15 protein-coding genes are annotated in these 21761 nt (G+C 31.6%); 1 reads left to right on the forward strand and 14 read right to left on the reverse strand.

Annotated features, from left to right (window positions below):
- Nucleotides 1–53 precede the first annotated feature (53 nt).
- The 6 genes from CLTEP_RS07015 to CLTEP_RS07040 all read right to left on the reverse strand — a co-directional run bounded on the left by CLTEP_RS07015 (nucleotide 54) and on the right by CLTEP_RS07040 (nucleotide 7780).
- Entirely contained in the window at nucleotides 54–2237 is a 2184-nt protein-coding gene (locus CLTEP_RS07015; RefSeq protein WP_066824649.1) for a sigma-54-dependent Fis family transcriptional regulator, read from the reverse strand.
- A 610-nt stretch (nucleotides 2238–2847) separates the two neighbouring features.
- On the reverse strand, nucleotides 2848–3696 hold the full coding sequence (locus CLTEP_RS07020) for a 3-hydroxybutyryl-CoA dehydrogenase (RefSeq protein ID WP_066824652.1): 849 nt from the start codon (nucleotides 3694–3696) through the stop codon (nucleotides 2848–2850).
- A gap of 296 nt (nucleotides 3697–3992) precedes the next feature.
- Nucleotides 3993–4994: an electron transfer flavoprotein subunit alpha/FixB family protein gene (locus tag CLTEP_RS07025; protein WP_066824656.1), complete on the reverse strand. Its 1002-nt coding sequence runs from the start codon at nucleotides 4992–4994 to the stop codon at nucleotides 3993–3995.
- 22 nt (nucleotides 4995–5016) lie between these two features.
- The gene (locus tag CLTEP_RS07030; RefSeq protein WP_066824659.1) at nucleotides 5017–5796 is read right to left on the reverse strand and encodes an electron transfer flavoprotein subunit beta/FixA family protein; all 780 of its coding nucleotides are present in this window, start codon (nucleotides 5794–5796) and stop codon (nucleotides 5017–5019) included.
- Between the two features lie 12 nt (nucleotides 5797–5808).
- Nucleotides 5809–6948, reverse strand: a complete 1140-nt coding sequence (locus CLTEP_RS07035; RefSeq protein WP_066824661.1) for an acyl-CoA dehydrogenase — start codon at nucleotides 6946–6948, stop codon at nucleotides 5809–5811.
- Nucleotides 6949–7141: 193 nt separating this feature from the next.
- Nucleotides 7142–7780: a redox-sensing transcriptional repressor Rex gene (locus tag CLTEP_RS07040; protein WP_066824662.1), complete on the reverse strand. Its 639-nt coding sequence runs from the start codon at nucleotides 7778–7780 to the stop codon at nucleotides 7142–7144.
- 132 nt (nucleotides 7781–7912) lie between these two features.
- Between CLTEP_RS07040 and CLTEP_RS07045 the strand changes: the two genes are divergently transcribed.
- Entirely contained in the window at nucleotides 7913–9826 is a 1914-nt protein-coding gene (locus CLTEP_RS07045; RefSeq protein ID WP_066824663.1) for an ABC-F family ATP-binding cassette domain-containing protein, read from the forward strand.
- Nucleotides 9827–9984: 158 nt separating this feature from the next.
- Here the strand turns inward: CLTEP_RS07045 and CLTEP_RS07050 are convergent, their stop codons facing one another.
- From CLTEP_RS07050 to kce, 8 genes are all read right to left on the reverse strand, one after another.
- On the reverse strand, nucleotides 9985–11127 hold the full coding sequence (locus CLTEP_RS07050) for a M14 family zinc carboxypeptidase (protein ID WP_066824728.1): 1143 nt from the start codon (nucleotides 11125–11127) through the stop codon (nucleotides 9985–9987).
- A 508-nt stretch (nucleotides 11128–11635) separates the two neighbouring features.
- Nucleotides 11636–12448 (reverse strand): lysine 5,6-aminomutase subunit beta, encoded by an 813-nt coding sequence (kamE, locus tag CLTEP_RS07055; protein ID WP_066824664.1) that lies wholly within the window; start codon nucleotides 12446–12448, stop codon nucleotides 11636–11638.
- Complete coding sequence (gene kamD / locus CLTEP_RS07060; RefSeq protein WP_066824667.1) at nucleotides 12448–14004, reverse strand: lysine 5,6-aminomutase subunit alpha; 1557 nt, start codon at nucleotides 14002–14004, stop codon at nucleotides 12448–12450. The genes kamE and kamD overlap by 1 nt, the downstream gene beginning before the upstream one ends.
- Nucleotides 13994–15475, reverse strand: coding sequence for a lysine 5,6-aminomutase reactivase ATPase KamC (gene kamC, locus CLTEP_RS07065; RefSeq protein ID WP_066824670.1), 1482 nt, complete (start codon nucleotides 15473–15475; stop codon nucleotides 13994–13996). The genes kamD and kamC overlap by 11 nt, the downstream gene beginning before the upstream one ends.
- Nucleotides 15476–15477: 2 nt before the next feature.
- Complete coding sequence (kamB, locus tag CLTEP_RS07070) at nucleotides 15478–16539, reverse strand: lysine 5,6-aminomutase reactivase subunit KamB (RefSeq protein ID WP_084364736.1); 1062 nt, start codon at nucleotides 16537–16539, stop codon at nucleotides 15478–15480.
- The gene (kamA, locus tag CLTEP_RS07075; RefSeq protein WP_066824672.1) at nucleotides 16532–17782 is read right to left on the reverse strand and encodes a lysine 2,3-aminomutase; all 1251 of its coding nucleotides are present in this window, start codon (nucleotides 17780–17782) and stop codon (nucleotides 16532–16534) included. The genes kamB and kamA overlap by 8 nt, the downstream gene beginning before the upstream one ends.
- Before the next feature lie 984 nt (nucleotides 17783–18766).
- Complete coding sequence (kdd, locus tag CLTEP_RS07080) at nucleotides 18767–19804, reverse strand: L-erythro-3,5-diaminohexanoate dehydrogenase (RefSeq protein WP_066824677.1); 1038 nt, start codon at nucleotides 19802–19804, stop codon at nucleotides 18767–18769.
- Between the two features lie 1123 nt (nucleotides 19805–20927).
- On the reverse strand, nucleotides 20928–21746 hold the full coding sequence (gene kce / locus CLTEP_RS07085; protein WP_066824680.1) for a 3-keto-5-aminohexanoate cleavage enzyme: 819 nt from the start codon (nucleotides 21744–21746) through the stop codon (nucleotides 20928–20930).
- Nucleotides 21747–21761 lie beyond the last annotated feature (15 nt).

The following is a 21761-nucleotide window of genomic DNA, read 5'->3' on the forward strand; positions in this document are numbered from 1 at the left end:
TTGTCACAAAATAGGACAGTGTTAAATTTTATGACAGTATAATTGATATATTTTTAACCAGTATTTTCTATGCAATATCTTTTCATTTTTAGATATAATGTATTTCTACTTATTCCTAAGATTTTTGCCGATTTTGATATATTCCATTTATATTTTTTAAGAACAGCATAAATCGCTCTTTTTTCTAGTTCTTCAAGATTACACAAGTATATATCATCTGTATTTACATTTTTAATATAATAACATTTTCCAATATTATTTATATCTTTATTATTTATATCTTTATTATTTATATCTTCATTATTCATATTTTCACTATTTATATTTTCACTATTTATATTTTCACTATTTATATTTTCACTATTTATATTTTCACTATTTATATTCTCATCATAATTTATATTTCCATTACTATTTATGTTTTTACTATTTATACTTCCATTATTATTTATATTTCCATTACTATTTATGTTTTCATGATTGTTTACGCCTTTATAATAACTTCTATTTCGAATATTATTCATATACTTAATGTCAAATTTATTTTCAATATTAAATGTAGTATTTCCTCCAAGATTTACGACATTTTCAATAAAATTTTCTAGTTCTCTTATATTTCCTGGCCAATCATAGTTCATTATTTTATTCATAAGATTTTCAGAAATATTTGGTATGGGCTTGTTTAGCTTTTTTGCTTTTGTTTTTAGAAAATGTTCAATAATCACTTTGATATCTTCTCTTCTTTCTCTTAAAGGAGGTATAGTTATTGGTATTACAATTAATCTATAATATAAATCTTCTCTAAATGTCCCCTTATTTATTTCTTCTTTTAAATCTTTATTTGTAGCAGCAATTATTCTAACATTAACAGGTATTATTTTGCTTCCACCTACTCTTGTTATATATCCTTCCTGAAGCACTCTTAACAAATTTACCTGCATATCTAATGGCATTTCTCCAATTTCGTCTAAAAATAAAGTACCTCCATTTGCTAGTTCGAATTTTCCTGGTCTTCCACCTTTTTTAGCACCAGTAAATGCACCATACTCATATCCAAACAATTCACTTTCTATTAAATTCTTAGGAATAGCACCACAGTTTACAGCAACAAATGGTTTTTCAGCCCTTAAACTGTGATTGTGAATTGATTGTGCTAAAATCTCTTTTCCTGTTCCACTTTCTCCTTGTATTAATACCGTTGAAGGACTATCTGCTATATCTTTTGCAAAGCTTATTATTCTTTTCATACTGTCACATTTATAAATATAATCATCAAAAGTGTATCTTGCTCTCATAGCAGTATATTTATTTACTAGATTTAATATTCTTTGTATTTCATTCATTACTAATACCAATCCAACCAAATTTCCCTCTTCATCTTTTATTGGATTAACACTCAAACTGAATTTACCAATATCCTTGAATATAACTTCTTCATTCTCATATTTTTTGCCAAGTTTAATATGCTTTATTATATTATTCCAATTTGAAATCATATTTTTAACTGGTTTATATAAAATTCCATTTTCATTACGCTTAAGCATTCTACACGCTGTTGTGTTGCAATTTTGTATTATTCCTTCAATATCAACAGCCAAAACACCATATGATATTGAATTCATTATGGTATTAGTAAATAAATATGATTTTAATAACTCCTTTTGAACACTTTCGATTTTGAGCTGATTTTCAATGGACATTACTGCTGCAACTGCAAGTCCAAGTGTGTGTGGATGAACCTCATGACTGTGTCCTGTTAAATTTAATGTACCTATTATATTACCATTATTATCATGTATAGGTGCTGCTGAACATGTCCATCTATGATATGCATTTATAAAGTGCTCTTTAGCTGATATTTGTATGGGTAAATCTTCCTTTATAGCTGTACCCATAGCATTAGTCCCAATACTTTTTTCATCCATGTATGCTCCCACTATCATGTTTAACTCTTCTGCCGCATACATAACATTTTTATCACCAATTATATACAATATGCACCCGTCTTTATCGGTCAATATTATTAAAAAACCAGAGCCTTTTAGTATATCATATAGATTCTTTATGAATGGTGTTGCTATTCTTATCAATTCTTGATTTTTTTTGATATTAAGAGATATCTCACTACCTTTTAATATCTTTTTTGATTCCACTCTTTCTTTTTCTATTCCATATTTTAAAGACCTCTCATGAGATTTTCTTATTATTTCATCATGAAGTTCTTTTGTGTAAGGCATAATTTCACATCCTTATATTAGGCATTTTCAAAAATAACTTTTCTTTCAAATTACTTAAAAATATTCTACGAAAAATCCTGCCGTATTTGAAACCGCAGGATTTTTTTATCTATTTATTAAATTTATATATTGATACCTTGATTTAACCTAGCACCCTTTTAAAACAAGATTTCTAGTTACCAGTGGGCTAGTTACCAGTTAATGTTGAAATCGCTACACGATTTCTTAAATACAATATAAAAACATTTGCTGATTGTAAGTATGTAGCAATCAAGTTGTGAATCTGCACTAGCAGACTGGAGATTAAAACAAAGTCACCAATCGCCAATCACCAGTCACCAAAGCAAATTGTGACTTTGATAGATATTAGTGCCTAGAATCTTATTCTTAAATAGATGCTAGTTTTCAAGTTACAAATCTGTATAATTGACTAGAAACTAGGGATTGGAGACTGGAGACTAAAGTCTAGCCCTCTAGTCAACTAGCAAACTTGCTTTAACTCTGTACTAGCGATTGGAGACTAAAGTCTAGCCCTCTAGTCGACTAGCAAACTTGATTTCTAGTACTTTGTTTAGACTCCTAGCCCCTAATTCTCTAGTCCGTTTCACTACTATTTTGTATAATCATAGAAACCTTTCTTAGTTTTTCTTCCAAGCCATCCAGCTCTAGCATATTTTCTTAATAATGAATGAGCCCTATATTTTGTATCTCCCGTTTCTTTGTAAAGTACATCCATTATTGCAAGGCAAACATCCAAACCAATTAAATCGCCAAGTGCTAAAGGTCCCATTGGGTGGTTTGCACCAAATTTCATTGCTCTATCTATATCTTCAACTGAAGCTATTCCTTCTGCATATATACCTACAGCTTCATTAATCATAGGTATCAATATCCTATTTACAACAAATCCAGGTGCCTCTGCTACCTCAACAGGCTCTTTACCTAATGCTATTGATAATTCTTTTATAGTATTGAATGTTTCATCAGAAGTTGCCATACCTTTAATTATTTCAATAAGCTTCATAACTGGAGCAGGATTAAAGAAGTGCATTCCTATCACTTTATCTGGTCTTGTTGTAGATGCTGCTATCTCTGTAATAGACAATGAAGAAGTATTAGATGCTAATATTGCTTCTGGTTTGCATATTCTATCTAGTTCAGAAAATATTTCTTTTTTTATGTTCATATTTTCAACTGCAGCTTCTATAACTAAGTCACAATCAGATGCCATATTCAAGTCAGTTGTTCCACTTATTCTTGAAAGTATTTCTTCCATAACTTCATCTGTTATCTTTTCTTTTTTAACTAATCTTTCTAAGTTTTTCTTTATTCCTGCAAGTCCTCTATCAACAAATTCATCCTTAATATCTCTAAGTACTACTTCATACCCCTTAGTTGCAAATGTTTGTGCAATACCTGATCCCATAGTACCAGCACCTAAAACACATATTTTTTCCATAAAAAACCCCTCCCCTTATATTAAAAAATTAAATTTTTTCTTTATCACACAATATCATTTTAGCATAATTTTTATTAACGATACATATTTTTTTAATTTTATAAGACTCCCGCCTTTATAAGCGGGAGTTTAATATTTCACTTTAGCAACTGCTATATCTACATAAGGCATAGTGAACTCGTTTTGCTAAAGCAAAACATTGTGACTTCAGGTGGAGAATCTACTTCACCTGAAGCAAAAACTTCAATCTCCCACTTAGGCATTTGAAAGAAAATAACATATGCCTAAGCTTTGTTCTACTGCTTTTCTTTTATTTGTGCAACTAACTCTGGAATGATTTTGTTCATATCTCCAACAATACCCAAATCAGCAACTTTCATTATTGGAGCATCTTCATCCTTATTTATAGCTATTATATAATCAGACTCCTGCATACCAGCTAAATGTTGAATAGCACCTGAAATACCACAAGCAACATAAAGCTTAGGTCTTACAGTTTTACCTGTCTGTCCAACCTGTAAGTCTTTATCAGCCCATCCATTATCAACTGCTGCTCTTGAAGCTGCTATTGTTCCACCTAATTCAGAAGCCAAACTTTCTAGAAGTTTAAAGTTTTCTTTGCTTCCTACTCCTCTACCTCCAGCAACTAATACATCAGCTTCTCCAATATCAACACATTGTTTACACATCTTAACAATGTCTTCTATTTTAGTTCTTATATCATCTTCATTTAATTCAACTGATATATTTTCAATTTCTCCTTTTCTGTTTTCATCATTCTGTAATTTTTCAAACACTCCTGGTCTTACAGTTGACATTTGAGGTCTATGTTCTCCACACACTATTGTAGCCATCAAATTTCCACCAAAAGCTGGTCTTGTCATCAATAGATTTTTAGTTTCATCATCTATATCCAATCCTGTACAATCTGCAGTTAAACCTGTCTTAAGTCTTGCAGCAACTCTAGGTCCTAAATCTCTTCCTATGAATGAAGCACCTATAAATATAATTTCAGGTTTTCTATCATTAACCAATTCACATATTACCTTTGTATACGCATCAGTCGTATAATTTTTAAGAAGTGGATTATCAACCACTAGTACTCTATCTGCTCCATGTGACACCAATTCTTTTGCTAAGTTTTCAATACCATCACCAAGTAAAAGAGCAGTCAATTCAACACCTAATTTATCGGCAATTTCTCTTCCTTTACCCAAAAGCTCTAATGCAACTTTCTGAAGTTTTCCATCTCTCTGCTCTGCAAAAACCCAAACACCTTTGTAATCAGCTATATTCATCTTTATCCCCCCAACATTCAAATTAGATAAAATGTTTTTCTTTCAATCTTGAAACCGCTATCTCTGCTGCTTCTTTTACAGTTGTATTTATTACTTCTCCCTGTCCTTTTGCTTCCTTTGTCATCGATTTCTTAACCTTTGTTGGTGAACCATTAAGACCTATCTTGTCCCTATCAACATCAATATCATCAGCACTCCATACTTTGATTTCCTTACTGAAAATTTCAAATATATTCTTTATGTTCATATATCTTGGTTCATTTAGCTCTTTTATAGCTGTTAACAACACAGGTGCTTTAACTTTTATTATTTCATATCCATCCTCTAAGGCTCTTCTTACTTTTAAATCTTTTCCATTTATTTCAACATTTTCAACATACGTAACCTGTGGTATTCCCAAATGTTCAGCAATTTCAGGTCCTACCTGTGCAGTGTCACCATCTATTGCTTGTCTACCTGCAAAAATAATATCATAATTTAATTTCTTAATAGTCGATGCTAAAGCATATGATGTTGCCAATGTATCAGCACCTGCAAAAGCTCTATCTGAAACCAATATTGCTTCATCAGCACCCATTGCTAAAGCTTCTCTTAATGCTTTTTCTGCTTGTGGTGGTCCCATGCTTATTACTGTAACATGAGCACCATACTTTTCCTTTAAAACTAATGCTTCCTCAAGAGCATTTTTATCATCTGGATTTATAATTGATGGAACTCCTTCTCTAATAAGTGTTCCTGTTTTTGGATCTATTCTAACTTCTGTAGTATCTGGAACCTGTTTTAAGCACACAACTATATTCATGACCGACTCCTCCTATCTTAATGCACTACCTGCAATTACCATCTTTTGAACTTGAGATGTTCCTTCATAAATCTCTGTTATCTTTGCATCTCTCATCATTCTTTCAACTGGATAATCTTTAGTATATCCATATCCACCGAATATTTGAACTGCTTTAGTCGTAACTTCCATAGCTGTTTCAGCAGCAAACAATTTTGCTCTTGCAGCCTCTACTGAATATGGAAGTCCATTATCTTTGTTAAATGCAGCCTTATAAACCAAGTATCTTGCAGCTTCAATTTTTGTATCCATATCTGCAATCATCCATTGAAGTCCTTGGAATCTTGTTAGGCTTTTACCGAATTGTTTTCTTTCTTTCATATACTCTACAGCTTCATTAAATGCTCCTTCTGCAATACCAAGTGCCTGAGCAGCAATTCCTATTCTTCCTCCATCAAGAGTTTTCATTGCAATCTTAAATCCTTGTCCTTCTTTTCCAACTAAATTTTCCTTTGGAACTATGCAATCTTCGAAAATCAATTCAGTTGTCGATGAAGCTCTAATCCCCATCTTATCTTCAACTTTACCTATTGAAAAACCTTTAAATCCCTTTTCAACTATAAAGCATGATATTCCTTTCAATCCTTTACTTTTATCGGTCATAGCAAAAACACAGAAAACATCAGCAGCTCCACCATTTGTAATGAATATCTTCTGACCATTCAATACATAATGATCTCCTTCAAGCACTGCTGTTGTTTGCTGTGCTGCAGCATCTGTTCCGGCATTAGGCTCAGTCAATCCAAACGCACCAAGTTTTTCACCTTTCGCCAAAGGAACTAAATATTTTCTTTTTTGTTCTTCAGTACCAAATTGAGCTATAACACCTGCACCCAATGAAGTATGTGCAGATAAAATTACACCTGTTGTACCACAAACCTTTGATAATTCTTCAACAGCAATAATGTATGACAAATTATCTCCACCAGCGCCACCATATTCTACTGGAAATGGTATGCCCATCATATTGTATTTAGCCATCTTCTTTACTGTTTCTATAGGAAACCTTTCTGTCTCATCAATCTCTGCTGCTATTGGCTTTACTTCATTTTCGGCAAATTCTCTTACCATCTGTCTCACATATTCCTGCTCTCTTGTCAATTGAAAATCCATAGTTCCTACCCCCTTATGAATTGTATAAATCATTCAGTTTGTTAATTTTATAACACTTTTTATGTAAAAAATAATTGAAGCATCAGCTCCAATTATCATTATATAACTTATTAAATTGTATTTCAATTGATTAAAATAAATAATTTAAAAATATTTTGTGTTTTCTGTCAATACTGACATTTACGTCAGTATTTTAACTTTCACAACCATTCATTAAACAGCTAAGCGTAAGCAAACTTTCGCTTAAATGAACATTTTCAACAACAATATCTTCATCTACTTTTAAATCAACAGGTGCAAAATTCCATATACCTTTTACACCATTTGATACTAATTTATCACAAACATCTTGAGCATATGACTTAGGTACACATATTATGCCTATATCTATATTGTTTTCTTTTACAAACGTTTCTAAATTATCAATATCTTGGATTTCTATATCCCTTATCTTTAATCCTATTAATTTGGGATTTTTATCAAATAAAGCATATATTTTAAATCCTAACTTCTCAAAATTAATGTAATTTGCAACCGCTTGACCTATATTACCAGCACCTACTATAACCATTTTATATTCTTGATTTAATCCTAGTATCTTGCCAATTTCCTCATACAAATCAGCTACATTATATCCATATCCCTGTTGCCCAAAATCTCCGAAACAATTCAAATCCTGTCTTATTTGAGATGCTGTAAATCCTATTCTCTTACTTAAATCTTTCGATGAAATTTTATCTACATCCTTTAAAAGAAGTTCTCTTAGATATCTATGATATTTAGGTAATCTTTTAACTACTGCCATAGAAATATTTGATTTTTTCCTGCTCATAATCTACACCTCTTTTCAACATATATTACGCTATTTTATATCATTTTACTATTTAACTTCAAAAAAGTAAACATATTTTGTATAATAAACATAGCGCACTGATTTTATTTAACTTATAAGAAGGTGATATTAATGATAGTTTTAAGTTGCAAAAATGTAAAAAAATCTTATGGAATCAATGTCGTTTTGAATAATATAACATTTAATGTAAATGAAGGAGATAAATTAGGCTTTGTAGGTGCAAATGGTGCTGGTAAATCTACTTTGTTTAAAATATTGAAAGGTGAACTAGATTACGATAGTGGAGATATTTATATAGATAAAAGCAAAAAATTAGGATACCTATCTCAACACCTTAATCTTCAATCTGATAATACAATATATGATGAAATGTTATTGGTTTTTAGAAACTTACTGGAATTAGAAAAAAAAATGAAGCTTCTAGAAGCTAAAATGAATGAACCTTATGATGAATCCAATAAAGATTACCACAATAAAATAATAAGTGATTACACAAAAGTGTGCGATACTTATGAGATGAATGGAGGATATACTTATAAAGCTGAAATATCTAGAGTACTTAAAGGATTAGGATTTACAGAAAATGATTTTGATAAGCCTATAAATATTTTGAGCGGCGGTTTAAAGACAAGAGCTGCACTCTGTAAGCTACTTCTCGTTAAACCTAGTATACTTTTATTAGACGAGCCAACAAATCATCTTGATATTAATGCTATTGAATGGTTAGAAGAATACTTAAAAGCTTACAAAGGAACAATAATAGCAATATCACATGATAGATATTTTTTGGATGCTGTAACTAATAAAACATTGGAACTCATAAATGGTAGGATAGAAATATACAATGGAAACTATACAAAGTACATTGACCTCAAAAAGAAAAACTTTGATATTCAATTAAAAGCATATACTCTACAACAAAAAGAAATAAAAAGACAGGAAGAAATAATTAAAAGATTTAAATCCTTTAATAGAGAAAAAAGCATAAGAGCCGCTGAAAGCAGACAAAAAAGTCTGGATAAAGTAGAGAGAATTGATGCACCTGATAAAGAGTATAAAATTAAAAGTTTTTCATTTGAAACACAAATTCAATCTGGAAATGATGTACTTCATATAGAAAATCTCTCAAAGAGTTTTGGTAGCAATACATTATTTACCGATGTTAATATAGATGTTAAAAGAGGAGACAGAATAGCATTAATTGGTGAAAATGGTATAGGTAAAACAACATTATTTAACATCATAATGGACAAAATACCATCAGACAATGGAATCAAAATACTAGGTAAAAATGTGTTTATTGGCTACTATGATCAAGAACAATCTAATTTAAATCCTGATAAGACTATTTTAGATGAAGTATGGGATGACTTTCCTAAAATGAATGAATCATCGGTAAGAAGTGCATTAGCGTCATTTTTATTCTTAGGTGATGACATATTCAAAAAAATAAATTCTCTTAGCGGTGGGGAAAAATGTAGAATTAATCTTTTGAAATTAATGCTTTCAAAATCGAATTTTTTGTTGCTCGATGAGCCTACTAATCATCTCGATATTATGTCACGTGAAGCATTAGAAGAAGCTTTATTAAATTATGATGGGACTGTACTCGTTATTTCTCATGATAGATATTTTTTAAATAAGATTATTGGTAAAATATTCGAATTAACTAGATATGGTATGAAAGAATATTTGGGTAATTATTCGTATTATATCGATAAAAAGAAACGACCACATAGGTATGAAGCAGAAGAAGTACTGGAAGGTAAGACTAAAACTCAAATAAAATTGGAGAAGAAAAAGAAAAGAGAGTTAGAAAAACTCGAAAAAAACAAAAAACTTCAAGTTAAAAATCTCGAGAATGACATAGCCGAATTAGAGGCATATATAGAAGAACTTCATAATAAATTGTGCTTAGAAGAAATTTATTCAAATCCAGAAAAAAGCATTTCAGTAAATAACAAGATAAGTGAATGTGAAACCAAACTTCAAAAACTTTACAATGAATGGGAAGAGCTAGTATAGCCTTCCCTATTGTTCTGTTATTGCCTGCATGAACCATGTTTATAAGCAATTGAGGAAACAGTATAGCCTTCCCTATTGTTCTGTTATTGCTATTAATTTAATACTGCCCTAGACTGTTAGCACTACAAGTAGAAGTATCGGAGTTACTATTATTGGCACTAATTTAATACTGCCCCCTCAAGCAAAATCCTTATATTATCATTATAAATTTTAGTAAATTTTGTTGTTGGTAGAGGATTTATACCCTTACCTATTTCAATTGTATACCCTGGTCTTTTGAATTTTTCTATAAACCAATCCTTGTATCCTGAATAAGAAGTCATTCCATGTGCTTCTTCCAATTCATATCCACTAAGCCTTGAAAATAATTCTCCTATTTCTTTTGCTCTTTTTGATGCCATATTCATATAATCCCAATATATTACCTCTCCTTGACTGTGATATGCAATAACAATTTTAAAATCATTTTTTCTAGTAAAATCAGCTACTGCTTTGGTCTCTGGTTCTGATTCTGGATAAATTCCTGAATACCTTGTAGGACCTGGACCATATATTCCGTATTCTTTTTCTGCCATCTTTCCTTTCGCCCATGAAGCATCATAATTATGATTCAAATCAACACCTCTTATGTTAGCACTCCACTTTTTTGAAAAATCAGTATTTCCTTTATTCCATTTTATTAAATCATAATAATATAAATTATTTTCTTTGAGTCCATCTATAACTAAATCTACGCCATCTGGATTTACCATTGGCACAATATATATTGAACTCTTACTCCAAATTTCATTAACATCATAATTTAATATTTTTTCTCCTTTTATATATGCTTTCAAATAATTTTCTACAAATTTCATCAATAGAAGTGATGTAATCCATTCAATTGCATGGTGTGCTCCATTATAAAATACTTTATTTTCTCCATTACCTAACTTTATATAGTACAATTCTTTTCCTAAAATGCTCTTGCCTATGCTCCCTACTTCTATAAATGGATATCTTATCTTTAATCCTTTTATGTTCTTTTTCATTATTTCATAGGTATAGTCTATATTTGTATTTACAATATCCATTGAAGTATCATGTCCTAAAATGAATTTTTCGAGTACTTCACTAGTATAATAATCAACTACTCCGGTAGGAAGCACTTTAGAGAGTTTCTGCAGTTTTTTTATGCCATCTTCAGTTTTTACACCAAATATTCCATCAATGTCACCTTCATATAATCCTAATTTGTTTAATGTTGCTTGTATTTCTTTTACATTTGCTCCTTTTGAGCCAATCTTATATATTTTGAACACTTTATTGACTGTATTACCATTTATGCTTTCTTTTTCCTTTGAATCAATATTGTATATTTTCAACACATCAACTCCTCTATAATATTTAATTTTTTTAAACAAGTTAACAATTCCATTTTTAATACTAAATTTTATTATTTTCATGTACTGTAAGTCATTTGAAAGAAAATAACAAGTCAAAGATGCGACGTATATTTTGTGAAATACAAAGAGTTGGGTTCCGCTGATAGTAGGTTCTATCAACGGGTTCCAACGATGAAGTAGCTCGCAAAATAGGCTAGCATACTGACTAGTTATTTTTTTGAAAATGCCTAATGCTTAAAAACAGCACCAAACTTTAAATGAGCAAGATAATAGAGCTATCAACGAGTTCTGACGACACAGTATGGCACAAAATAGACTAGCATACTTACTAGTTATTTTTTGAAAATGCCTTAATAAAAAATATGCAGCATAATCACAAATTATGATTTGCAATCATGCTGCATTAAAGTTGCTTTTATTTTAATTAATTTTCACTTAAAGGTTTTCTATCTATCAATCCTCTTTGAACTATTTCAGTTACTGCAAATGTAGCAACATCATCTGAATATTTACCTGGTCCAAAACCTGCATCATATCCAAGTTCTTTTGCAAGTTCATGTGATATTCTTGGTCCTCCACATATTAAAACAACCTTATCTCTTATACCTTCTGCTTCTAATATTTCAACTAAATTGGTAAGGTTTTTAATGTGTATATCCTTTTGAGTAACTGTTTGTGATACTAGTAATACATCAGCATTCAATTCAATAGCTTTTTTAACAAATTCCTCATTTTCAACCTGACTTCCTAAGTTATATGCTCTTATATGTTTAAATCTTTCAAGTCCATAATGACCAGCATATCCTTTCATGTTCATTATAGCATCTATACCAACTGTATGAGCATCTGTTCCTGTACTTGCTCCTATTATTACAATATCTCTTTTTATGTTTTCTTCAATATATTTTCCAACTTCATCCATATTCATTGTTTCAACATCTACTGTTTCAACATGAATTTCTTCATAATTAACTGTGTGTGTAACTGAACCATATACAACATAAAAAGTAAATTCTTTATCTAATGCACCATGATACGCTACATTTGGTGCTTCTAATCCCATTTTCTTTGCAAGTTGCTTTGCAGCCTCCTCCCCTCTTTCATCATCTAGTACTGGAAGAGTAAAGCTTAACTGCATCTTACCATCATTCATTGTGTCACCATAAGGTTTAATCTTAGTAAGGTCAAGTGTTCTATCAAAATCCTTTTTTTCTGTAGAATATAATCCGCCGCTCACTATCTGTCACCTCCAAGCATTAATTCAATAAATGGATTAAAGTAGCCATTTTCTTTTTCTACAACTCCGTCTAAACCTTTTCCTCCATCTATAGGTCGTCTTATTCCTGCAAATTTACCCTGTTCAAGTGTTTTAAATAATCCTTCTTTTTCAATTTCACAAAGCAAGTCTGCAGCCTTATTAAGTACTTCATCTGCTCTCTTTTGTATTATTCCACCTTCTTTGAATGAAATCTCGTCTCCTAAATCCTTCATATTATTAAAGATATATCTAGCATTTTCTATTGATAATGCTCTATCAGACATAAATGGTGTATGAATAGCTTCAGTCAACATACCGAGCAAACATATTCTTTGATTTGTCAAAACTGTTACCATATTAAATAAAGCATCTTGAACATGTCCCCTAAAAATATTCCCTGTCATAAATTTAGTTGGAGGCATGTATTTTAATGGTGCCTTAGGGAATATTTCTCTAGCCATCTGTGCCTGTGCTAATTCAAGTAAAAATCCATTTTCTGTTTCTGGATTCATTTCAAATGCATGGCCTAATCCTTGTTGTTCTTCTGGAAGTCCTGCAAATAATGCAAATTGCTCATTTATAAATTGTGACGCCAACACTGTATGTGCTTCTTCAATAGCATCTGATGTTGTTAAGTAATTGTCTTCCCCTGTGTTTATTATTACGCCAGCAAATCCATTTATTACTCTTGAAAAATACTGATCGACTAGTGTTCTCTGCATATTTATATCTCTAAATAATATTCCATATAATGCATCATTAAGCATTACATCTAGTCTTTCAATAGCTCCCATTGCTGCTATTTCAGGCATACATAATCCAGAACAGTAATTACACAATCTTATATATCTTCCTAGCTCTTCTCCTACTTCATCTAATGCCTTTCTCATAAGTCTGAAGTTTTCTTGTGTAGCCATTGTTCCCCCGAATCCTTCTGTTGTTGCACCATATGGAACATAATCAAGCAAACTTTGCCCTGTAGTCCTTATAACAGCAATTACATCAGCGCCTTGTTTTGCCGCTGCTACAGCCTGCGTTATATCCTCATATATATTTCCTGTTGCAACAATCAAGTAAAGATAAGGACCTTTTTTATCACCAAATTCAGCAAGATAATCTTCTCTCACCTTTCTGTTAGCCTTTATTTTATTTACCATTTCAGTTGCTATTTTATTTATAGCCATCTTGATTTCAAATTCATCATGCATTGGAAGTTTTGTTAAATCAATTTCTCCTTTTGAAACTTTTTCAGCTATTTCTTGTGGATTAAGCCCAGTTTCAATCATTGCATTCCCTATGAATTTTGCTGCACCTATTCCTAAACCATTTCCCTTTTTTATATTATCAACAACTACATTAGGAAGAGGTACTCCAAATTCATCTACATCATCAATTCCCAATAGCCTACAAACAGTTCTTTCGACAGTCACTGTTGTATGCCTATCAATAAATACTTGAGTATCTTCAGCTATTTTCCTAGCACTTTCTCTTGCTCTATCAACAACTTCCCAGTTAAGATTTAATTTACTCTTCATGTTTTTCCTCCTTGTAGTAGTATTTCTTTGCTATATCAACGATTTCGCTTTCCAGTCCCAATAATATAGATATATTAAGCGCATCCTTAGGCACTTCATATTTATCATAAACCTTTTCGAGTTTATAATTCATATGCTCTTGAATTATCTCAACTGAATGCCTTTTATTTAGATCTATTTTGTGCTTTAAAGCTTCAAAATCTAAATTTTTTAGTCCTATAACCTGATAATGATCCATACCTTTTTTTGCTATTCCATCATAATGTGTAGAAATCAAACTAATAGAATCAAATTTATTCAAATATTCTGCAAGAGACTTTACAATATAGTATCCTTCTTTTGGATTAGTTCCTCTTGCAAATTCGTCAAGTGCAATGAATCCATTTCCTCTTTTTATACATTCGACAACCTGCTTTAAATTTATTATTTCTGCTCCAAAAGTACTTAGTCCTTTTGAAATGCTCTGCATATCATCAGAAATGAAATATATAAAATCTAACATTGGAAAAACCGCTTCTTCTGCGAATACAAAGAATCCACATTGTGACAACAATAAATTTAATACAATTGTTTTAAGAGTTACAGTTTTTCCTCCCATATTAGCCCCTGTAATAATAGTTGTACCATTTCTTAGTTCAATTCCTACGGGAGTAAATTTTTTCTTCTTCTTGTTTAATATTTCTACCACTTCTGGATTGAACGCATCAACTAATTTTATATACATATTATCCACAATTTTAGGCTTTTTAGCATTATACTTTATAGCCAAATTAGCTTTTGCATTTAATATATCAATTCTTCCGATAATTTTTGTATCATTTTCTATTTTATCTATGCTTTCCAATATGCTAATAGATAATTGTTTTTTGATTTCAATTTCTTCTTGTTCCTCTAATGTAACGTAGTTTAATCTTTCCTCTTTCAATCTTTCAATGGTATGTTCATCTGTCTCTTTGAATATTTTATTTTCAATTTCCTTTTTTTGCTGTCTGATGTTTTTTAATCTATCTGAATAATTATCATATATGTAAAATATAGAAATTCGCTTACCTTCCGGATCCAGTAGAGAAACAATTTCATTCAAATCATACAGTTTTATTTCTTCAATATCCAAATCAATATCATTCATTACATTTAACAGTTCTTCAACTCTAAGAGCAAAGTTTTTTATTTCAAATAATTCTACTTCATCTAATATTTCATGCTTTTTACATCTTTTTATAGAATTTGATATATCCTTAAATTTCATAAGAATTCTTTCAAGTTCTTTATGCAAAAGCTTGTTCTTATTTATGCTTTCAACCATTTTTTGAATGCTTTCAAATTCCAAAAGCAGTTTTTCCTTCTCTGTTATCTTGAAGGGTTTAATATCTTTTTTTTCCTTCATTCCATATGCAGTAATTACATCTGTTTTCTCCATTACGAAGGAAAATCCAATTTGTTCTCTCTGTTCATTTTCTAAAAATTTCATTATTATTCCCCTCCAACAACGTCAAAAACAGGTATGTCCAATCTGTTTCTCAGTTCTCCTAAAAATTTGTTCACATTAAATTCATATCCATAAGGAGACATTGGATTACATGTAACACAAGCAATATTTATCGGATTTATTACCTTTAATATTCCGCCCTGTTTTTTAAATCTAAACAATGTATCACTATTTACAAAGAGTTTTGTTCCGTCTTCAGCTAAAAAGGTAACATTTTTATACTTATCAGAAGATTTCATTATATCAAGTAAAAGTTTATCAGAAATAACACCCTTTATTACAACATACTCTGATTGCTCATCTAAATTCTCAGTAATCTCCGAAGCTGCTTCTAATGCAGTAAGCACATTTAATTTTTTTATGCTTCTATCTTTGCCTATTACTGAAATTCTACTTTCTTTAATTAACTTATTGCTCAGTTTTACTATTTCTGTGTCATTTTCACTTTCAGTAGTCAGTAAATTCACTGTATGAACCGTACTATTTATTACATCATTCATGCTTTTAGAGTATGCAGCTCCTGTCGAAAGTATTGTTGCCTCTGTTACTGCTGGTGATGCAAAGCTCTTTCTGCTCAAGGCACCATCTACTATAACTAGCTCACACCCTATTTTTTTTAAGTATTCACATATACCTATTATTTGGGTGCTAACTGAAGGTCCCCCTATGTCAACAAAACCATCACTTAAAGCTCGTGCTATAATAATTTCACCCATAGGAGTATTTATACCCGTTGTTTGAATTATTTCTTTTGTAATATCTGAATTAAATAAGCATTGCTTAGCCGTTGCTATAAATGTTCCTTTTTCAACATATATTTTTGGTTTTTCAGTAGCTGTGACCCTGTCTAGTTCTTCACCATCTCTTCCGATGGAAGTGAGGCCAAGAGCCAATTTTCCCCTAGCCTCTTTTATTACATGATTTAATGTTGTTGTTTTACCTGCATTCTTAGCCATTCCTATTATTGATACGCTTTTATAACCTGCAAGTAAATCCAAAATTCTATTGTTAATTTTAATTTTGTTATTATTTTTGTTATTATTCATGATGCCTTTTATTTCTCTCAAGTCCAACAGGTTCTAATGCCATATGTTGTCCATTAAGTAGTCCAGCTACCCCAACTTTTTTAACTTCTTTTTCCCCTCTACAAACTTCACAGTGACAATCTGGTGTGTAGTTTTCTGGTTCAGTGTAAGTAGTTATAACACCTTCAAAGTTTCTCAATATAACTTTATTGTGGCTTTGTGATATAACATAATTTGGCATAACAGGAGTTTTTCCTCCACCACCAGGTGCATCAACAACAAATGTTGGTACGCAGAATCCAGAAGTATGTCCCCTCAATCCTTCAATTATTTCAATTCCTTTTGCAACTGGAGTTCTGAAATGTTCAAGTCCCATTGAAAGGTCACATTGATAAATATAGTATGGTCTTACTCTTATTTTAACCAATTCATTTACCAATTTCTTCATAACATGTACACAATCATTTACTCCCCTTAGAAGAACTGATTGGTTCCCGAGTGGAATTCCTGCATCTGCGAGTCTCGCACAAGCAGCTGCTGATTCTTCTGTTATTTCATTTGGATGATTGAAGTGTGTGTTCAACCAAATAGGATGATATTTCTTTAGCATATTGCATAATTCAGGAGTAATTCTCTGTGGAAGTACAACTGGTGCTCTTGAGCCTATTCTTATTATTTCAACGTGTGGAATTTCTCTTAGCTTTTTGATGATATATTCAAGTCTATCATCTGAAACCAGTAGAGCATCTCCCCCTGATAGCAATACATCTCTGACTTGTGGGGTATTTCTTATGTATTCAATGCATTTTTCAATTCTGTCCATTGGCATACCTGAATCATTTTGTCCTGCAAATCTTCTCCTTGTACAATGTCTGCAATACATTGAACATTGATCTGTAATCAAGAATAAAACTCTATCTGGGTATCTGTGAGTTAATCCTGGTACTGGTGAATCAGTATCTTCATGAAGTGGATCCAAAAGATCTGCACTTGACTTATGTAATTCTAGTGCTGTTGGTACAGCTTGTTTTCTTATTGGATCGTGTGGATCGTTTGCATCAATTAATGATAAATAATATGGAGTAATAGCCATTCTTAGTGTCTGAAGGCATTTTATTGCTCCTTCTTCTTCTTCTTGAGTTAATGGCAAATATTTTTTCAATTCCTCAACTGTAGTTATTCTGTTTTTTACTTGCCATCTCCAATCGTTCCACTGCTCATCAGTTACATCTTTAAATATTTCATGTCTTCTATTAACTTTCACAATAATAACCCCTTTCGAATGTTGTTTTAAGCATTTGAAACAAAATATACTTATCAAGTTATAAAATTCGTATTTTTGTTTAGAGAATTATGCGATTTTAAAAACTTTGCAAGTATAACAAGTCAAAATAGACTAGCATACTGACTAGTTATTTTTTTGAAAATGCCTTAATGCCTTAACACAGTAATATGGAGTAAACCCCCATATTACTGCCTAATATTTAGTCTATAATTAAATAAATTTATAATAGTGCATGTAATTCTTCCTCAGGTACAATACCAGCAGTAATGAAGTTTTTAGTTGAATTCTTCTTCAATACATGTAATTCTTCTTCAAGTCGTAATATATATTCAATATTTATATTTAATTGCACTTATATTTTGTATTAATATTCGCTATGAAGCTCTCTACATACTCCATAAAAAACTCTTTCTGTCGCAATGTCGCATTCTGTCGCAGTAACTTCTTGTACTTGATTTAGATAAAAAACTCTACATGCTCTATAAAAACCTCTACATGATGTACATGATGCATTTTTTCGTGAGAACTCATCAGCATTTATATTCTGAAAATAAGAATTATTTTTTATACTTATGCTTGCATGTACTCACATATACTTTCATATACTTTCATGTACTTTCATATACTTGCATATACTTTAATGTACTTGCATGTACTTTGATGTACTTTCTTGTACTTTCTTGTACTTGAATATAGTTTCATATATTTACATACATTTTAATACACTTAAATACACTTAAATACACTTTAATATACTTTAATATACTTTAATATACTTGCATGTACTTTGATGTACTTTCTTGTACTTTCTTGTACTTGAATATAGTTTCATATATTTACATACATTTTAATACACTTAAATACACTTTAATATACTTTAATATACTTTAATGTACTTGCATGTACTTTCATATACTTAAATACACTTAATTATACTTACATGTACTTGCATATACTCAAAACTTATACGTATAATTCTTCAAAAATATCTCTTAATTCTTTGCTTTCCCTTAATTCTTCTAATGTTATTTTTGCATGTCCCTTAGTGTATCCGTTACCTATTATCATAGTAACATCTTTTCCTATTCCTTCTGCTCCTAAAGCTGCTTTAGTAAAGCTTGTAGCCATTGAGAAGAAGTACACTACTCCATCATCTCTAACAGGAAGTATAGAAGACATCTCTGTATTTGGTATATTTACACAGTTAATAGCTATATCGACTTCCTTTCCTGATGTAGCCTTAAGTGTTTCATTTAAAACATCCATAGGTTTAGTAGCGTCTGCTCTAACTATTTCAACTGGTAAGTTTAATCTTCTAACCCTTGACTCTGCCCTATCGCTTCTTACATTTGCCAATACTTTTCCTGTTGGCCCTACTCTTTTAACAGCTTCATATACACAAAGCAATCCTGATTTTCCACCTGCACCGAGTATCAATACTGTATCACCAGGCTTAACCAATTTTGCAACCTGAGCTGGTGCACCAGCAACATCCAATGCAGCTAATGCAAGTGGTTCTGACATATCCTCTGGCAATTTAGCATATATACCACTTTCAAATAATATAGCTTTTCCTTTTATATCAACCCTATCAATATCCATTTTTACATCTATAAATTCGTCAATTCTTAATGGAGTCAATGACAATGAAACCAATGTAGCTATTTTATCCCCTACTTTTAAGTCAATTTTTCCTTCTAAATCTTTTCCTATCTTCTCCACTGTACCTATTAACATACCACCTGAACCTGTTACAGGATTTTGTTGTTTGCCTCTTTCACTAACTATAGATGCAATTTTAGCTTTTATTTTTTCAACATCATGTCCTGCTTCTTCTTCTATTTGTGTAAAGCTCGCTGAATCAATGTTTAAAGACTGTACATCAATTAATATTTCATTGTCGTATATGTTCATGTCATTGTCGATTTTTAATGCCGGCTGTGGTAAAACCCCCTTTGGTTCTATAACCCTATGTGTACCATATTTACATCCTTTTGACATTTTTGATTACCCCCTAATTAATTTTTATATATTTAAATTTATAATTATAATCCCCAAAATCTAATCTTCAGTCTCCAATCTCTAGTCGCCATCAAAATCACAATCTTTCCTATTGAGTAGCAACTTCTGTTTAATCTCCAGTCACTAGTCGCTAGTCCCAAATTAAAGGTACTAGGTACAAGGAGTTTAAACAAGGTGCTAGGTTGCTAGTCGGCTAGTCTGCTAATACAAATTTGACATCTGTATACCAGTATCTGCTCAGGTACTAGGTACTAGAAATCAGGTGCTCGGTGCTAATCTCTAGCTAAGTCACAATCTGCTTTGGTGACTGGTGATTGGCGATTATTAACTTTTGTTTAGTCTCTAGTCTCCAGTCTCTAGTCTCTAGTCTCCAGTCAACTATACAGATTTGTAACTTGAAAACTAGCATCTTATCAGGTACTAGAAATCAGGTGCTCGGTGCTAATCTCTAGCTAAGTCACAATTTGCTTTGGTGACTGGTGATTGGCGATTATTAACTTTTGTTTAGTCTCCAGTCTCCACTCTCTAGTCTCTAGTCTCTAGTCTCTAGTCTCTAGTCTCTAGTCAATTATACAGATTTGTAACTTGCAAACTAGCATCTATTTAAGAATAAGATTCTAGGCACTAATATCTATCAAAGTCACAATCTGCTTTGGCGACTGGTGATTGGCGATTAGTAACTTTTGTTTAGTCTCCAGTCTCCAGCTTATCTAATCCCAAATCCCTAGTCCCTAGTCCCCAGTACAGATTTACCATTTGTATACCAGTACCTGTTTTAGGTGCTAGAAATGAAGCAAGTTTGCCGGTCGGCTAGACGGCTAGTACAGATTTACAACTTGAAAAGTATATATTTATAATCACCAAATGTTTTTATATTGCATTTAAGAAATCATATAACTATTTCAACATCAACTAGCCACTAGCAAACTGGTCAACTAGCACTCTTTATTAAGGAAATCGTGTAACAATTTCAACATTATCTGGACACTAGCCCACTAGCAAACTGACCAACTAGTAATTTTATTTGAAGAAATTGCGTAGCAATTTCCACCTATACTATTCACTATTCCTTATTCACTATTCTCTAATTAAAGGTTTTCCATTATCTGATTGATAGTATTTCTCTTGCTTCTTTTGGTGTTGCTATTTCTCTCCCCAATTCTTTAGCTATTCTTACTACTTTTTCGACAAGTTCCGCATTTGATTTTGCCAAAACTCCTTTTGAAATATATACGTTATCTTCAAATCCAACTCTTACATGTCCCCCAAGCAAAATTGCCATAGTAGCCATTGGAAATTGATGCCTTCCTATTCCTGATACTGTAAATGTACTTCCTTGTGGAATACTACCTGCCATAAATACTAAATCACGTGGAGAAGCTGATATTCCTCCGTTTACACCCATAACAAAATTAAAATGCATAGGTGATTTTATGAATCCTTTTTTATTCATTCTAATTGCCATATCAACCATACCTTTGTCGAATACTTCAATTTCTGGTTTGATATTCAATTCAATCATTCTTGTTCCAAATTCTTTTATAGTATTTTCAGTATTTACAAATATATCGTCCCCACCAAAATTACATGTACCACAATCTAAAGTAGCCATTTCTGGTCTTAGTTCTGTTGGTTGAAGCCTTTCCTCGTTGCTCATTCCAACTGCTCCACCAGTAGAAGGTTGTATTATTACATCTGGACACCTTTTTTTAATTTCTTCCATACATGCCTTGAATCTTTCCTTGCTTTGTGTTGGAGTACCATCATCCTCTCTTACATGAAGATGTATTATGCTTGCTCCAGCTTTGTATGCAAGTTCTGCCTCTCTACCAATTTCCTCAACAGTATAAGGTACAGCAGCATTGTGCTCCTTAGTTACCTCAGCTCCACAAATAGCAGCAGTTATAATTAATTTTTCCATTTTATTCACCCCCAA

The organism is Clostridium tepidiprofundi DSM 19306 (assembly GCF_001594005.1).
Lineage (GTDB): Bacteria > Bacillota > Clostridia > Clostridiales > Clostridiaceae > Clostridium_AC > Clostridium_AC tepidiprofundi.